Genomic DNA, 15,061 nt, shown 5'->3' on the forward strand with positions numbered 1-15,061 from the left:
GGGCGGCTCTCCCCGTGATCGCGGCTCCCAGGTTGAAGGCGACGAGCTCGACCTTGAAAGCATGGCGGAAAACCGCGTCCGGGCTACAGGTTTCGAGCGAGGTCCTGCCTTGCTTGACGTCAAGGCACGTTGGGCAGCACTGAGTGCCCGTCATCAACTCCGGCTCAAGCAGATCGGTGTCATTGGCGCGATCGGCGCACTGGGCCTGGGTCTGTATATCGCAAGCGGCGACAAGCCGGAGCAAGCGAGTGCGCCGCCGGCATCGAAACTGGATATGGGCGCGGGTCTTCGCGGCGATAGTCTCGAGGTCAAACTGCGCGGCGACCTTCAGAAGATCCTCGATGGTCAGTCGCTGCTCGGTGAACGCATCACCGCGATAGAAGAGGGCAAAATCGTGCCCGGCGCCGGGTCTCGCGGATCATCACCGGATACCGCCAATCCCGATCTGCCTCCAGCAATACCGGGTGAAGTACCCGATTTCCCCGAACCGCCTTCGACCGGCGACATCGGGTCTGCCCCTCCCGCGCCTCCATCCGCTCCGCCTGCCCCTCCCGCGCCACCCGTCGAAAAAACCGTTGGCGCGATCGGCGGCGCGACCAGTCCGGTCGCGGCCGGTGATCAGGCTTCGGGCTCGAAAAAAAAGAATCGGACTATCTATTTACCACCTGGTTTCATGAAGGCGCGGCTCCTGACCGGGATCGACGCGCTGGCCAGTCGGGACGCGACCAGCAATCCCGAACCGCTGATCGCTCGGGTTCAGGCTCCCGCCGTGCTTCCCAATGACGTGAAGGCAAACCTCGCCGGCTGCTTCGTTATTGGCAACGCAACCGGCAGTCTCGCCAAGGAACGGGTCGAGATCCAGCTGGTCTCGCTGTCCTGCGTCGATTTTGACGAGCGCTCCGTTGTAGACCAGCCAATTAAGGGCTTCTTCGTCGACGCTGACGGGAAAAAAGGCCTATCCGGCAAAGTCGTGACGCGCGCCGGGGCAGCTCTTGCTCGCGCGTTTATCGCTGGCACCATCACGGGCATCGCCGACACGGTCGAAAACACAGTCGGCAACGTCTCGACCTCGGCGCTGGGCTCGGTGCGCAGCTTCGATGCGGGCGATGCCGCCAAGGCCGGTATCGCCGGCGGTCTCTCCAAGTCCTCTGACAAGCTCACCGATTTCTATCTCGATCTCGCCCGTCAAGCTGGCCCCATCGTTGAGGTAGGTGCCGCCAAGGACGTCGTTGTCGTGATCCAGGAAGGCGTCACGCTCGAGATCAAGCCTACCGCCGGGAGCAAATTCTGATGCGCCGGCCCTCCATCAAACAGGGAGTTTGCCCCATGCGGCTACCAACTTGCTCGCGCGGTGCGCGCGTAGCGTCACTCGTCATACCTGTTGCGGCGGCACTCATGCTGAGTGGCTGCGCGACACTCGGCTCGGTCATGTCGCCATACTCCGAGAAATTCTCGTGCAAGAATGACGATCATGGTCAATGCATTCACCCGGACAAGGCTTATGCCGACGCGGTAGCCGGGGTAGCGTCAAAATCCGATCCCGCCGTCACGCGCGACAAGAAGATGCTGCGCGGCGACAAGACCGCAGGCCGTGCAGGCAAGGCAGCGCCTGGGGCTTTCACCGGCTACCGCGACAGCGTTTATCGCGAGCTTCAGGGTCTGATCGACCAGCCCGTCACGCCGATGCTGAAGCCCTCGCGCGCGGTGCGCACGCTGATTCTGCCCTATGCCGACCGTCAGCGGCCCGACCGGCTCTACATGCCGCGCTATGTTTATTCGGTGCTCGAGCGCCCGCAATGGGTGGTCGGCGACTATCTGGTGGAACCAGTTCCGGCCGCAGCGCGCGCCAGCGTGCTTGAGCAGGTCAAGGATCGCCAGAACGATGCGGAGCCGCAGCCATGAGCGCGCATAAGGGCGGCATGACGCTCGCACGACTGCGGCGCAGCGTCGAGCGGGACAGCTATTCCGACTATCTGCCGCTCGCGGCCTGGGTCGAGGAAGAACAAGCCTTCCTGACCATAGATGACGGCTGGGGCTATGCCTGGGAGCTGGTCCCATCAGCCTATATGTTCGCACACGTCCATGAAGCGCTGCTGGGATTGCTCAATGTGCAATTTCCCGAAGGCACAATTCTGCAAATCCAGAGCTTCGCTGATCCACTGATCGACAATCAGCTCGACGCCTATCTCGATCTGAAAAGCCGCCCCGATCCGCTGATCCAGGCTTCGGCGCGGCGTACCTTTGACTATCTGCGCGCCGGCACCCTGGGCCTGAAGGCTCTGCACGGCATCCCGGTCCGCGATTTCCGCACGTTCCTCGCGGTCAAGATGCGTCAGCCCATGGATAGCGATCTCAAGCGCCAGATCGAGGAGCAGATGGCCAAGCTGGGCATCCGACCGATGGCGCCCGGCGAGATCGTCTCGCTCTACCGGCGAATTTTCAATGGCGTCCACGTACCTGCGCCCGGCGTGTTCACCCAGACGGCCGATGTGCCGCTGCGCCGCCAGATCATCGACGCGGGACCGGCGCTGAGCTTCGAGGGACCGGAAGTATTTCTCGGCAACCAGGTCGCACGTTGCCTGACGCCCAAATCACCGCCGCGCCGGATCACGGCCGAGCGCGCCAATCGCCTCACCGGCGGTATGCGCGGCAGTTCGGAAGATAGCGACCAAATCGGTGGACCGTTTCTCTATACCCTCAATGTCCTGTTCGATCATTCCGCGTTTGAAGTTCACAAGCGTGCGCAGATTCTTTCTGCCCAGAAGGCTGCAGGCAGCTTCGCCGTCGAGGTCGGAAAACAGATCGAGGAAATCAGCTGGGTATTGGACGAGGTCGGCAACAGCCGTTTCGTCTCGGTGATCCCGACGCTCTGGGTGTTCGGGCGCGACCGGCATCAGGCGCGCGAGATGGCCGCCCGCGCCAAACGGCTGTGGGAAAGCGAGCCGCTGCCCTGGATGGTGCAGGAAGAGTCCTACCTCAATCCTATCCTGCTGGCCGCAAGTCTGCCCTTCGGGCTTTATCCCGACCGTCGCACCATCGGCATGCTCCAGCGTGATTTTCGCGTGCCCGCGCGCGCCGCGGTGCTGATGTCCCCGATCCAGACCGATTTCCGGGGCGGCGGACGCCCTGCCCTGCTCTACACGGGACGCAAGGGCCAACTCATCACGCTCGACCTGTTCGATCCGCGGATCAACAACTACAATTTCATTGTCTCGGCGGAATCTGGTGCGGGCAAGAGCTTCCTGCTCAACAACCTGTGCCAACAATATTTCGCGCAGAACGCGCTGATCCGCATCATCGACATCGGAGGCAGCTACAAGAAGCTCTGCACGCTCTGTTCTGGCCGCTATATCGACCTTGGCGAAGAGCATCTCGTTCTCAACCCGTTCGATCTCGGCCTCGCGCTCGATGGCGATGACCGGGAATCCGCTATCTCCATGGCGGTGTCAATCGTCGCGGAGATGGCCAACGCCGCGACCCGCAAGCCAGTCACCACCTCCGAGTGGAACCTGCTGAAGTCGGCCGTGCAATGGACGATCGACAGCGGTCGTGCCGAAGCGGGCATCGACGCGGTGCGCGAATGGCTCGGCGTCTATCCAGCCAACACCGCCTCGGATCTTGACCGGGTGGACCATCTGGTGCCGACAGCTCGCGAGTTGGCGTTCAACCTGCGCGATTTCGGGTCGGACGGCGCTTACGGGCACTATTTCAACGGTCCCTCCACCTTCGACATTTCTCGCGATGAATTTGTCGTGCTGGAGCTGGAACGCCTTAAGGCGATGCCCGACCTGTTCAACGTCGTGATCATGGTCGTGATCAACGCGGTGACGCAGGAACTCTACCTGTCAGCCCGCGACCGTCCCCGGTTCGTGCTGTGTGATGAGGCCGCACAATTCATGACCCGGAACGAGGGTCAGGACCTGTCGCGCCTCGCCGAAGCGATCAGCCAAGGCTATCGCCGGGCGCGGAAGTATCGCGGCAGCTTCGGCATCATTCTCCAGAGCATGAATGATCTGCTGCTGTTTGGCGGCACCGGCCAGGTAATCCTTGAGAATGCCGCTACACGTTTCCTGTTGCAGGGTTCGACCTATGACAAGGCGGTCGAGAACAAGATTCTCGACTATTCTGGCTTCGTCCTCGACCTTCTGAAGTCGGTCCGGAACAACAAACCGAACTATTCGGAAGTGTTCATCGACAGCCCGCTGGGCCTGGGTATCGCTCGCCTTGTCGTCGATCCCTTCAGCTACTGGATCAACACCTCCGCGCCCGAAGAGGTCGCCGCCTTCGAGGCGCTGGTACGCAAGGGTCGCTCGCCGCTCGAAGCGGTCTGCGATCTCGCCGGCGTCGATCCCGCCGAAATCCTCACACCCACGCCAGACCTTGGGAGGCCGCAATGCTGACCCGCAAGCCCTATCCCGATCAACTAGCGCTCGAACTCGCGCCCGACGATGAACTGGAAGCGGTCATCGAAGCGCGTGTGGCCGAGCGTGCGGAGGCCAATGCGATGCGCTGGCGTTTCCGCCTGATCATAATCGAATCCGTGATGATGGCGTCGCTGATCCTAGCTGCCGGGTTTATGCTCGAACTGCCAGCGGAAGACGTGCTGCGCGGTGCCGGCATTGTCGGCGCTGGCTGCTTCCTCACCGGCCTGATGCTGATCGGTCTCACCGGCGCTGCGAGCCGGCTGCTGGCATGGTCCCGGAGGCGGACATGAGCCAGCGTATATTCCCCCCTAACGGGCGCTTCGCCCCCAGCGCTCGGCGACCGGGCGAAACGCTTCACGACTATCTGGTCCGTACCCAGTGGGAAATGCGCGATCGCATCCACCTCTTGGAGACGGTCCGCGACGGCCAGGAGATGATCTTCTTCGATGAGCGCGCCCGCTGGCGGCGCCGCATGATCCTCATTATAAGCGCCGAAGCTGGCTTTGTTGTGGTTGGCTATCTCCTGCTCGCCTGGTCGGGACTTTCCCCAGCCGCAGCCGCGCTGTTGCTCGGCCTATGCGCGTTGCTGGGCGCGATCGCCTCCATCGGCTTGCTCGCGGTGCGAGAAAGCCCCAGGTCAGCACTTCAGGCGGCGCAGCGCCAGGCGTGGCGCGCGGCAGAATGGCTATGGCCAGTCGAGGATAAGCCCACGCACCTACGGCTACCCGCATGGGTCGACGCAAGCCGCCCGGAGACCATCGACGCCGCCGTCGAGGAAATCATTGCTCATCACCGGGAGTTGGAAGCCTTCTTCTGGCGTGCGCGATGGCTTGCCGTTCAGAGCGCGATCATCGTCATCGCCTTCGTCTGCGTGCAGATCGCGCGCGGCACACCATGGCTCACCCTGATTGAAGATAGTGTGGCGGTCGCCATGCTTTGCCTTGTCGGCGGCGGCCTGTTCGTCCTTGCTGCCGACCTGATCAGCACGAACCTTGGACGTCTTGGCCGCTGGTGGAGGCGGCGATGAACGGCATCTTCTCTGCCGCGCCCTGCCAGTCGTCGATCCGCCTGCTGGTCGGAACGCATCTGATCCTCCTCGTCCAGGCATTCCTTCTGATCTGGTCGGGTGCGGACCTCGACGGCACCCGCCCGCTCATCTGGCTCGCGCTTCTCGTCGGCACGGCGGGCCTCGGCTGCGCCGTCCGGGGCGAGAGCCGCAATCCACCGCCAAGCTGGAGGGAGCGCCGCCGTGGACGATGAAGGTTACCCGCAGGGCTGGCATGTGGTCGCGATCCAGTCGGCGCTGATCGGCGCGATGATCGTCGGCGCGATGATCCTGGCCGGTTCGGCGCGCGCCGAGACCTCGACAATCGGGCGCACCTGGCCGATCGCCGAACCCGATGCAATGGCCGAGATCGAGGCCGCGGCCGCAAAGCAGCCCGCCGACATCGCGCCGCGCTTCGGGCCGCGATCGCAGTGGAGCGCGCTCAAAGCGGCCCCTCTGGGCGTCGCCGAGAAGGACCGCGTCCGCAGCGTCGTCCCGTTCTACACGCTCGACCAGGAAATCCGCCTGCCGGACGGCAAGCTGCTCTACCCCAAGGGCTTCACCTTCAACCCGCTGACCTACGTGTCGCTTCCGCAGCGCCTGATCATTGTCCATCCGCGCGATCTTGGCTGGGCGCTGAAGACGGCGGCACTCACCGACTGGATCATCCTGACTGCCGACGGCGACGCCAAGGACGATGCGCTCTCGCTCGGCGAGAAGCACGGCCGCGCGCTCTTCATTCTCGAAGAGCGGGTGAAGGAGCGGCTCGGTCTCACCGTCGCCCCGGTCATCGTGCGCCAGTCCGGCCAGAAGTTCGAACTGACCGAGGTTCGCCTCGAACGGAAGGGAGGACGCAAGCCATGACCCGCCTCGCATCAAAATTGCGCGCAGGCGCCGCCGCGATCCTCGCGAGCTTCCTGGTTCCCGCCGCGCCTGCACACGCATCGAAATGCCCGACGGGCACGGTGTTTAACCCGATCACGAAGGTTCGCTGGAACTGCATCTTCCCGATTACCATCGGCGGCGTTCGCGTGGGCAGCTTCGATAAGCTCGACAAGGAACTCGACGCACAATCCGCATCGAAGCCTTTGTGTGCCTGTCGCAAGGGTGCGACTTTCTGGTTCGGCGTCAAGGTCAGCTTCTGGTCGCCCAACCGGATGATCGATGTTGTGACCGAGCCGGGCTGCATGATGGCGCTTGGCGTTGATCTCCTGCCGACCGGCGGCAAGCTCCAGGGCAGCCAATCGTCGATCTCGGACGGCACCAACACGACCAAGCTTTTCGCTCAGGCCCACTACTATATCTCGCCGGTCTGGAAAATGCTCGACATGTTCACCGACTTACCCTGCATCGAAGATGACGGGTTCGACGTCGCGATGATCACCGAGGTGCTGCCGACCTGGCAGTCGGGGACATTGGGCGCGATCATCCAGCCCGAGGGCATTTTGTTCGGCAATCCCGCTGCGGGTCTTGCCTGCATGGCGGACAGCGCGGCAGCGGCAGCCGGCAAGACCATCGACCCGTTGTTCTGGTGCATGGGAAGTTGGGGCGCGACCTATCCGATTGCCGGGGACATTCACATGGGTGATCGGGTTGAAGCCTGGGCGGGCCTTGCCGCGCGTTCGACTTTCATGATGGGGCGCCTTGGCGCGCTCACCATCCATTCGGAAGACGGCTGCTCGTTCAAGCCGCAGCCGATCTGGACCAAGAGCCGCTACAAGCTCCAGATCATGGAGCCGGTCAAGGGCGGCAAGTGCGTCAATATCGGGCGGCCCGGCGCGCTCTGGACAAGCGGCAAGCACGCGCCCGGCAAAGACAACGCACAATTCATGCTCTTCGAAAAGGCGATCTGCTGCGCGGGGGTATCAACCCCATGAACGGATCGCTCCCCCCAAACCGCGCGTCTCGCGCGGGCGGCCGGTCCGCTCGTCACGGATTGCTCCCCACCGTTGGTGGACGCGCGGCTCGAGTGGCGGCGGCTGCCCCTGCCGTCGCCGCTCCACCCTCGGTCAGCGCGGCCGATAGCCCCCTATCGGGGCCGGCGGCACCCCCTCCCGTCGCGATTCCGGTAGCGGCCGCGCTGACCATTTTTGAGGGCCAGGCTGTGTTTCAGATACTCTCGCCCGGATCCACCGCGTTCCGGGCGGGAGACGTGTTCCGCTTCGCCTATGGCTCGCGCAGCACGAAGGCGAGGTCATCATGACCGGGCGAGGCCTGCTCCTGCTGACTGCGGCGTTTTTGCTGCCCTTCCCTGCATTCGCGCAGACCGTTGAGGAGCGCGCGCGAGCCGCAGCCGAGGCTTCGCGTGCTAAGACCTCCGACAGCGACACACTCCAGCAGAATTATGTGACGCCCGGTCTTGCCGGACAAACCATTTCCACAGTCGACAACAGCCAGACTTTCAATCCGAACATCGCCTGTCAAAAATCGGCGACGTTGATCGAGTTGCTGGCCCAACCGTCACCGACCGGCGACATCGGCACGCTGCGTATATCGCGCGACAAGGACATTGATGGGACGGTCGATCAGACGCTCACGCTGCCGATGCCGGTTTCCGGCATTTGCGCCAATGGCGTGATCGCTTGCCAGCCCGGCACGTGGAATCAGTGCCACACCTATAAGTGGGACGTGTCCGCCGGCGGCGATCTCAAGCTCACGGAAGTAGATCTGACCGATCTCGCAGGCTGCTACTGTGTCAACAATAGCTGCGGAAGCAATCTTGTTTGGGGCAATATGGCCTCGGCGCTCAAAGACCTGGGCGGCGGCGTCATCGGTGCGCTCACAACCGCCGATCCTCGGATTGGGGTGGCACAAGCCGTCATCGACGGCCCGGTCATTCGCTATACAGGTGTGCAAAGCACCGCTTGTTCAGCCAGCCCGTCCTTGCCGCAGACCGGCTACCGCTCCAGTCCGGCGGCGATCCAGGGCGATGCCGCGAGTGTAGCTGCGTCGAACAGCATCTTTCAGGCACTGCAGGGGTCGCCCGCAGGGATTGGCAAGGCCGAGCAGATCCGCGCCTGCACAATCCGACGTGAGGTGAAGCTTGAGGCGGTTACGCCGGACGACATCATTACGCGCACCGCGGGTGGCTACGCGACCTACGCCTATACGCCCGACACACGTTCATTCCTGCTGGGCTCGCCGCGCGACGACAGCCTGAGCGGTGGAAGCTGCCGGATCTACGATTTCAGGATGACCCTGAATGTCGGCGATCCCGCTCGCCTCATCTCGGCGCAGCTGTCGCAATATCTGTTCGACGACTGGATTCAAGTCCGCATCGATGGCGCGCTGGTATTGTCCGATCCGGGAGGCTGGACCGGAACCGGACTTCCGCCTGGCAAATGCGAACGCGGACGGACCTGGTATGGCTATCCCAATCTCGACCTGAAGCCCTATCTGACGAAAGGCTCGCACGAGATATGGGTGCGGGTCGCGGTCGGCGGCGAAGGCGAGGTGTCGGCGCGGATCGACGCTACGCTGGATCTGAGCTGCAATCCTACCGAGAAGCTCGTCGATCTGTGCGCCGGCTATTCCGCCGACGCCAATTGTCAGCTTCACGACGAGAATGTCGATGGCGTCCAGACCTTCCGCAATGGTGTCGGCACCGGGCTAACCCCGCTGCCGCAAACCCGCCTGTTCGAGAGTGGCGCCTGCAAGATCAGCCTGGCGCGGCCGTGGTTCGAGCGAGATCGTCGCTATCGCTGTATCGTCGATACAGGATCGCTGCCGGAACCGGACCTGAGCCGCGGCGCCTATATTATCGACCATTCGACCGAGACGCTGTTGGCAGACCGGGTAAAGGCCGACGACGGCAGCTACTCAACATCTTCCCGCGCCTTCAATCTGCCCGCCCGGGGGACGGTTCCAACCTGTGAGCCAATCTGCAGGACCCGCGCGCCCAAGGCGAACACTGCCGCCGCCGTGGATGGGTTAATTGGCGCAAAGCAAAATGCGCCGACAGGCTGGGACACATTCTATCACGCCTGCACAACCGACAGCTCCGGAGGTAACGTCTGCCCGTTGGGCGACGGTGAAGAGCTTGTTTCAGCCTGTGGGTGCCTCGACGATTTTCCGGAAGCCGTGGTGATGATGCAGACCGTACGGCTCGGGGGCGCGGACATGATCTGCACATCGGAGTCCCGCTGATGCGCCCGTTCATATCCTCGCTATCCCACTTCCTGTTCGCCGCATTGGCGCTGCTCGCCTTTGCCGCAATCAGCTCTGTCCCAGCCCAAGCTCAGCAGCTTTGCGCAGCCGATCTCGACGGAAACGGTGATGCCGACGGTCCCGGCGAAACCGCAGCGTGCGAGATCACTTCGCTCGGCCAGTATCAATGCCCGCTGCAGAAAGTGTCCTGCGTCCAGGAACAGGACGGCGCCTTTAGCTGCCCGCTGGGCACACAGTTCGCCTGTCTGCCGCAGGATGGCGGTCCGGCTTGCTCGCCCAACGTCTGCACGGATCTTGCCGTCACGCCGATCGAGGACGAACCGCCCCCCGATGATCCCGGCGTTCCGGCAGACGGCGCGGTCGATGCGGACGGCGCCTGCCTCGGCAATATCGAGATCTTCTCGGGGCGCGCCGCGCGCTGCCGTCCCGCGGGCCTGCGCACCACTTTCTCCAATTGCTGCAAGGACAAGGGCAAGATCGTCAAGGACGGCATGGGCGGCTCGGTCTCGTCGATCGGCACCAAGATCGCGGTCGCCAAGGGCGTGTTCACCGGAATGAAGGCCGCCTACGGCGCATTCCGGGCGGGCGCGACCGCCGGCCAGGCTGCGAGCGCGGGCGCCAACGCGATTATCGTCGGCATCGATCCGACCTCGATCGCGATCAGCCTCGCCATCAACTTCATGATGGATTTCCTCCTGAGCGGCTGTGACCAGCAGGACATGGAAGTGGGCATGCTGCGCGGCTCGGGCATGTGCCACGAGGTCGGCAGCTATTGCTCCTCGAAGATCCTTGGCATTTGCGTCCAGAAGGCCCGCGGCCATTGCTGCTTCAACACCAAGCTCGGCCGCATCATCCAGGAACAGGGCCGCCCGCAGCTCAAGAGCTTCAACGGGCTCGGCTGGGGCACGCCCAAGCAGCCTTATTGCCGCGGCTTCACCCCGGAAGAGTTCCAGGCGCTGGATTTCTCCAAAATGGACCTTTCGGAATATTATTCCGAAATCGAGGCCCGCGCCCAGGCCGACATTCAAGTAGACATGAAGGACAAGATCGATGCCTATATGCAGGTTATCGGCAAGTAACGCGCGCGTCTCGCTCGCGTTAGCAACGCTGATGGTCACGTCGACGGCCGCGCTGGAGCAGGAGAGCCGACCACAGGCAAATGTGCGGGACAGCGTCGCGGCCGAAGGCGATGCTGCACTCGATCGCCTGGAACGAGCAACTGCGGAGCGTCGACAAGAAGCCGAAACGCGCGGGCCGACCACCCTCCCCACGCCGTCGTCGGAAACCCGCCGCCGCGCATTCGACGGACTTCGTGGCCGGGTTTCTTCGCCAGCCATGGATAGCCGCGCCCGTGCTGCGCTCGATCAGGGCAAGGAAGCGATGGCAGCCGAGCGCGAGGTCATGGCTCAGCGCCTCAGCCAAGCGCTGGGTCTCGAAGCGCCTGAGATGTTGGCAGTCGCTGATGTTGCCGCCCCACCGACTGCCAAAGGCTGGGTGCCGGTGCTGTTTGTCTCGTCCTCGATGCCAGTCACAACGCTGCGGACCTATGCGGCGCAGCTCGAACGTGCTCGCGGTGTGCTTGCCTTTCGGGGAATGCCCGGCGGAATGCGCAAAGTCGAGCCGATGGCGAAGCTCTCGGCCGAGGTGCTTCGGCTCGACCCAGGTTGCGAAGGCCCCGCCTGCGCAATGCGTGATGTGCAACTGATCGTCGATCCACTGATCTTCCGCCAGCATGGCGTCAGCCGCGTCCCGGCAATGGCGATGGTGCCCGGCGATCCGGCGCTTCCCTATTGCGAGCGGGAGGATGACAGTCCACGCGCCACGCACGTCATCTATGGCGATGCTGCGCTTTCCGGCTTGCTCGAAGAATATGCCCGCCTTGGCGGCAAGCAGGAGGTCAGCGATGCTCAGGCTCGCCTTCAGGCTCGCTAGATCCGGCTGGACCGAACTCAAGGTACTGCCGCTCAAGGCAGCGGTGGCGCTTGGCAGTTCGGGACTTGGCCAACCCCCACGCCCGGAACAGCTTTGGAAGGCCTTTGGCATCGTCCTGCCGATCGGCCTCATCACATTTTGGGCCTTGCCCCAAGTGACAATCGTTATGAGCCCTTCGGTCGCGGCGTATCTGATCCGCAAGGCGCCCGGGCCGATAGCACGGGGCGACCTCGTATCGTTCACCCTGTCCCATCCACTCGCGGGGCCAAAGCCGGTCACGGTCACCAAATATGCCCTGTGCCTGCCCGGCGATCGCATCTCGATGATAGAGAAGCCCTCGATGTCGCCCGGCAAATGGGATGGCTGGTATTATTGCAACGAACGCCTGCTGGGCGTGAGCAAGCCTTATGGGCACAATGGACAGGCGCTCGAGCATTGGCAGCCCCGCTATGGCGAGGTCCTGCCCGGCACCATCTATGTCGGTTCCTCTCATGCCAGCGGATTCGATAGCCGCTACTATGGCCCCATCACGATCGAACGCCTTCGTCGCATGGAGAAGTTGCTGTGAGGCGTGCTGGCCTTTTGCTCGCCATGGCGTTGGTGTCCACCACCCCCGCAACCGCGCAATCAGCAGCCGATCAACGCACCGGCTATTGGTGGTATCAGGCGCCTGCCAAGCCTGAGGAAGATAAGGATGATCCCGATGCACTGGTAAAGCCAGCGATCCCGCCAATGGCGGAGCTCGCGACATGGACACCACCCAAAATTCGCAAGCTGATCGAACAACAGCGGGACTATGCCGCGACCGTGCTGACGGTCGATGCCGTCGCCGATTTCTGGCGTTTGCAGGACTTTGCGAGGCGAAAGGCCCGCGCCTTCGCCGGCGTCACCCAGATCGCGATGCTCCAGCACCCGGAACTCAACGCCAAGTCTGCCAATCCCATGGTGGGCGACGCGCGCGACCAGCTTTCCGCACACAAGGATCAGGTGCGCCGTCAATATCTGCGCTCCCGCGCTAACGAATTCGCGCTGGTCATGTTCTCACGCTCGACCTGTGGCTATTGCCGGGTCCAGTGGCCCATCGTTCAGCGCTTTCAGGAAGAAATGGGCTGGCAGGTGTCCATGCAGGACATCGATCGCAAGCCGGAACTCGCCCAGCGCTTCGGTGTCGAGGTTACGCCGACCACGATGATCATTCGGCGAAATAGCCAGCAGCGTATGGTGATCGCTAGCGGAGTTGAGGCGTACCCCAACCTCATTCAGATGGCCTATCAGGCGGTCCGACTGCTTGCGGGCGACATCCGCCCAGAGCAGTTCATGACCGGTGCTGGCGAGGAAGACGGGTTCTTCGACGCGCTTGCCAATGGGCCAGTGTCCGCGACCGATCCGCGCGTCCTCGGCGGTGATCTGGTCGGCGCAAGCATGGACCCCCAACGATGAATGGCCGGGCGACCTTCGCGTTGCTGATCTCGGTTGTGCTGATCCCGGCGGCGTCAGCGCAACCGGTCACACGCGAACAGGCGATGCGGGCCGCTATCCATCCCGTCACCACAGAGTCCGAGATGCGCGAATGGCTGGCCCGCGTTCCGGTTACGCGCGACTGGCCGCCCGATTTTGCCGAAACACTCAAAGGTCAGGCACCTGCCTTCGTCGTAGAAATGAGCACTGCACCAGGCTGTGTTCCCTGTGCGGATCTGTGGGCAAGACTTGGCGCACTCGGACATCGCTATCGCTGGCAGGTTCGCACGATTGGAACGCAAGAGGCGATGGTTCGCTCCGGTCGGCTCGGCCTACCCTGGGTCGGCCATCCAGTCGCCTGGGTACGGCCAATCGCAGACCCCAATCGCATCATTCCGATCGCCATCGGCACCGACCATGCGCCCAACCTGGCGCGCAATCTTTATCTGGCCGCCAAGATGCTGACGGGCGTGAAGCCCGCTGTCGGCGTGCGCGGCATGTCCAAGTTCACCGGGATCGTGGGCGTGCCCATGCGCCCATCCTCAAATCGAGAGAGGAACTGACATGGGGCGCCGCTTCCTTTCTCCAACCATCGAAAGGTGCCCGCCATGGCCACCCTGCATCGTCGTCTGAGCCTGATCACCTTGCCATTTGTTGCTCTTGGCAGCCTTGCCGCGCCAGCCCATGCCCAAGGTTGGGCGGAAAGCTGGTTCGACAATGTGACCTATACCAGCCCTGGCAGCTTCGAAGACCAGACCCGCGGCTATGTGACGGCGGGCGGCATGTCGGGCAGGGTCGATGTCCACAACGACTATCTGATGAGCGTGACCTTGCCCAAGGTGAAGGCTGGTTGTGGCGGGATCGACATGTTCCTCGGGGGCATGTCGTTTCTGGATCCGGATTACCTCGTCCAGAAGCTGGAGAGCATCCTTCAGGCAGCGCCCGCGGTGGCGTTCCAGTACCTGCTCGAAACCCTCGACGAGAAGATGGGCAACATCATCTCCAAGATGGAAGCGGCCACGAATTTCCTGAACAGCATTCAGGTCAATGATTGCCGCCTCGCCAATCGCATGGTGCAGATCGCCAAAGGCGACGACAATATGTCAGGCATCATTGAGGAAATGACCGGCTACAAGTCAGTGAAGGAGGGCTTCTCCAAAAGCTATCAGCACAGCCGCGAGAAGATTCAGGCCAACGCCAACAGCCCGACCGAAGATTTGAAGGACGCGCTGGAGAACTGTCCTGCGGAGGTCACCGAGATCTTCAAAACCGGGTCGCTGCTCGCCCATGCTTCGGCGCGCGTCGGTGCGTCCGATTGGGCCGGAGTTATGCGGGCCCGTGTGGGCGACGTCTATATGCGCTGGGATGCGACCGACAAGGTGCCCATATTCTCAGCCATCCCCGCCTGTCCGCGCCAGGACACCGAGAGCGTCGACGATTTTCTCACCGGTAAGGTCCAGTCTCGGACACTGGCGATCCCGCCCACGGCCGCCGATTGCTCGGTCGATGGGGCCGGCAAAGGCGCGCTGATCCTCGCCCGCTCACGGATGGACTCGATCTCCACCAAAATCCGCACCCGCAGCGCGCTTACGGCCGATGAGCGGCAGTTCGTCGCCAACGTGAAAACATTGCCGATCTACCGCCTGCTCGAATGGGGCGTGCGGCAGGGTGTCGTCGACAGCGTGATCGGCGATACCGACGAACTCGTTGCGCTGACGCTCGCCTATCAGATGCTCAACGATTTGACGCGCAGTATCGATTTCGCCGTGTCGAACGCCGAACGCGGTGTCAGTGTGGCTGGCGCGAGCGACGCAGGCAACGCCAAGGTTTGCCAGACTCGCATCCTGACCAAGGGGATCGAGCAACTGCGCGATCTGCGTGACGAAGTGCTGCGCCAACGTGCGCAGATGCGGCAGTCCTACATGGCCGCCCTCAACCAGGCCAATCTCTCGGCCAGTTATGCCGGTGTCGTTCGCCAGCGCGACCGCGATGCCCGCGATGCCGCCGGCGCCGCCGCCAACCGCAACCGCTGATC

Annotated in this window: 15 protein-coding genes; all 15 read left to right on the plus strand. The window is 63.1% G+C overall.

The window, feature by feature from the left end:
* Nucleotides 1-61 precede the first annotated feature (61 nt).
* The 15 genes from LDB29_RS14800 (at nucleotide 62) to LDB29_RS14870 (ending at nucleotide 15,059) form a co-directional block, all read left to right on the plus strand.
* On the plus strand, nucleotides 62-1,291 hold the full coding sequence (locus LDB29_RS14800; RefSeq protein WP_373886348.1) for a TraB/VirB10 family protein: 1,230 nt from the start codon (nucleotides 62-64) through the stop codon (nucleotides 1,289-1,291).
* Nucleotides 1,292-1,326: 35 nt separating this feature from the next.
* The gene (locus LDB29_RS14805; protein ID WP_373886278.1) at nucleotides 1,327-1,902 is read left to right on the plus strand and encodes a TraV family lipoprotein; all 576 of its coding nucleotides are present in this window, start codon (nucleotides 1,327-1,329) and stop codon (nucleotides 1,900-1,902) included.
* The gene (locus tag LDB29_RS14810; protein ID WP_257554542.1) at nucleotides 1,899-4,400 is read left to right on the plus strand and encodes a TraC family protein; all 2,502 of its coding nucleotides are present in this window, start codon (nucleotides 1,899-1,901) and stop codon (nucleotides 4,398-4,400) included. Before LDB29_RS14805 ends, LDB29_RS14810 begins: the two co-directional genes overlap by 4 nt.
* Nucleotides 4,394-4,714: a hypothetical protein gene (locus LDB29_RS14815; protein WP_257554543.1), complete on the plus strand. Its 321-nt coding sequence runs from the start codon at nucleotides 4,394-4,396 to the stop codon at nucleotides 4,712-4,714. The genes LDB29_RS14810 and LDB29_RS14815 overlap by 7 nt, the downstream gene beginning before the upstream one ends.
* A gap of 95 nt (nucleotides 4,715-4,809) precedes the next feature.
* Nucleotides 4,810-5,451 (plus strand): hypothetical protein, encoded by a 642-nt coding sequence (locus LDB29_RS14820; RefSeq protein ID WP_257554544.1) that lies wholly within the window; start codon nucleotides 4,810-4,812, stop codon nucleotides 5,449-5,451.
* Nucleotides 5,448-5,684, plus strand: a complete 237-nt coding sequence (locus LDB29_RS14825; RefSeq protein WP_257554545.1) for a hypothetical protein — start codon at nucleotides 5,448-5,450, stop codon at nucleotides 5,682-5,684. Before LDB29_RS14820 ends, LDB29_RS14825 begins: the two co-directional genes overlap by 4 nt.
* Entirely contained in the window at nucleotides 5,674-6,333 is a 660-nt protein-coding gene (locus tag LDB29_RS14830; protein ID WP_373886279.1) for a conjugal transfer protein TraW, read from the plus strand. The genes LDB29_RS14825 and LDB29_RS14830 overlap by 11 nt, the downstream gene beginning before the upstream one ends.
* Nucleotides 6,330-7,346, plus strand: a complete 1,017-nt coding sequence (locus LDB29_RS14835; RefSeq protein WP_257554546.1) for a TraU family protein — start codon at nucleotides 6,330-6,332, stop codon at nucleotides 7,344-7,346. Before LDB29_RS14830 ends, LDB29_RS14835 begins: the two co-directional genes overlap by 4 nt.
* A 322-nt stretch (nucleotides 7,347-7,668) precedes the next feature.
* Complete coding sequence (locus LDB29_RS14840) at nucleotides 7,669-9,615, plus strand: hypothetical protein (RefSeq protein ID WP_257554548.1); 1,947 nt, start codon at nucleotides 7,669-7,671, stop codon at nucleotides 9,613-9,615.
* On the plus strand, nucleotides 9,615-10,715 hold the full coding sequence (traN, locus tag LDB29_RS14845) for a conjugal transfer protein TraN (protein WP_257554550.1): 1,101 nt from the start codon (nucleotides 9,615-9,617) through the stop codon (nucleotides 10,713-10,715). Before LDB29_RS14840 ends, traN begins: the two co-directional genes overlap by 1 nt.
* A complete protein-coding gene (locus LDB29_RS14850) occupies nucleotides 10,687-11,568 on the plus strand; it encodes a type-F conjugative transfer system pilin assembly protein TrbC (protein ID WP_257554551.1) in 882 nt (293 codons plus the stop codon). The genes traN and LDB29_RS14850 overlap by 29 nt, the downstream gene beginning before the upstream one ends.
* Nucleotides 11,540-12,136, plus strand: a complete 597-nt coding sequence (locus LDB29_RS14855; protein ID WP_257554552.1) for a S26 family signal peptidase — start codon at nucleotides 11,540-11,542, stop codon at nucleotides 12,134-12,136. Before LDB29_RS14850 ends, LDB29_RS14855 begins: the two co-directional genes overlap by 29 nt.
* 23 nt (nucleotides 12,137-12,159) lie before the next feature.
* Nucleotides 12,160-13,008: a conjugal transfer protein TraF gene (locus LDB29_RS14860; RefSeq protein ID WP_257557043.1), complete on the plus strand. Its 849-nt coding sequence runs from the start codon at nucleotides 12,160-12,162 to the stop codon at nucleotides 13,006-13,008.
* Nucleotides 13,005-13,589, plus strand: coding sequence for a hypothetical protein (locus LDB29_RS14865; RefSeq protein WP_257554553.1), 585 nt, complete (start codon nucleotides 13,005-13,007; stop codon nucleotides 13,587-13,589). Before LDB29_RS14860 ends, LDB29_RS14865 begins: the two co-directional genes overlap by 4 nt.
* Before the next feature lie 45 nt (nucleotides 13,590-13,634).
* Nucleotides 13,635-15,059 carry a conjugal transfer protein TraH gene (locus LDB29_RS14870; protein ID WP_257554554.1) on the plus strand — a complete coding sequence of 475 codons (1,425 nt, stop codon included), beginning with the start codon at nucleotides 13,635-13,637 and terminating at the stop codon, nucleotides 15,057-15,059.
* Nucleotides 15,060-15,061: the final 2 nt, after the last annotated feature.

It is taken from the genome of Sphingobium sp. CFD-2 (genome assembly GCF_024611135.1).
GTDB lineage: Bacteria > Pseudomonadota > Alphaproteobacteria > Sphingomonadales > Sphingomonadaceae > Sphingobium > Sphingobium fuliginis.

What these genes read in the sequence shown, in the direction of transcription:
- LDB29_RS14800 (WP_373886348.1), top strand. Translation starts at nt 62, where the DNA reads ATGGCGGAAAACCGCGTCCGGGCTACAGGTTTCGAGCGAGGTCCTGCC.
- LDB29_RS14805 (WP_373886278.1), top strand. Translation starts at nt 1,327, where the DNA reads ATGCGGCTACCAACTTGCTCGCGCGGTGCGCGCGTAGCGTCACTCGTC.
- LDB29_RS14810 (WP_257554542.1), top strand. Translation starts at nt 1,899, where the DNA reads ATGAGCGCGCATAAGGGCGGCATGACGCTCGCACGACTGCGGCGCAGC.
- LDB29_RS14815 (WP_257554543.1), top strand. Translation starts at nt 4,394, where the DNA reads ATGCTGACCCGCAAGCCCTATCCCGATCAACTAGCGCTCGAACTCGCG.
- LDB29_RS14820 (WP_257554544.1), top strand. Translation starts at nt 4,810, where the DNA reads ATGCGCGATCGCATCCACCTCTTGGAGACGGTCCGCGACGGCCAGGAG.
- LDB29_RS14825 (WP_257554545.1), top strand. Translation starts at nt 5,448, where the DNA reads ATGAACGGCATCTTCTCTGCCGCGCCCTGCCAGTCGTCGATCCGCCTG.
- LDB29_RS14835 (WP_257554546.1), top strand. Translation starts at nt 6,330, where the DNA reads ATGACCCGCCTCGCATCAAAATTGCGCGCAGGCGCCGCCGCGATCCTC.
- LDB29_RS14840 (WP_257554548.1), top strand. Translation starts at nt 7,669, where the DNA reads ATGACCGGGCGAGGCCTGCTCCTGCTGACTGCGGCGTTTTTGCTGCCC.
- traN (WP_257554550.1), top strand. Translation starts at nt 9,615, where the DNA reads ATGCGCCCGTTCATATCCTCGCTATCCCACTTCCTGTTCGCCGCATTG.
- LDB29_RS14850 (WP_257554551.1), top strand. Translation starts at nt 10,687, where the DNA reads ATGCCTATATGCAGGTTATCGGCAAGTAACGCGCGCGTCTCGCTCGCG.
- LDB29_RS14855 (WP_257554552.1), top strand. Translation starts at nt 11,540, where the DNA reads ATGCTCAGGCTCGCCTTCAGGCTCGCTAGATCCGGCTGGACCGAACTC.
- LDB29_RS14860 (WP_257557043.1), top strand. Translation starts at nt 12,160, where the DNA reads ATGGCGTTGGTGTCCACCACCCCCGCAACCGCGCAATCAGCAGCCGAT.
- LDB29_RS14865 (WP_257554553.1), top strand. Translation starts at nt 13,005, where the DNA reads ATGAATGGCCGGGCGACCTTCGCGTTGCTGATCTCGGTTGTGCTGATC.
- LDB29_RS14870 (WP_257554554.1), top strand. Translation starts at nt 13,635, where the DNA reads ATGGCCACCCTGCATCGTCGTCTGAGCCTGATCACCTTGCCATTTGTT.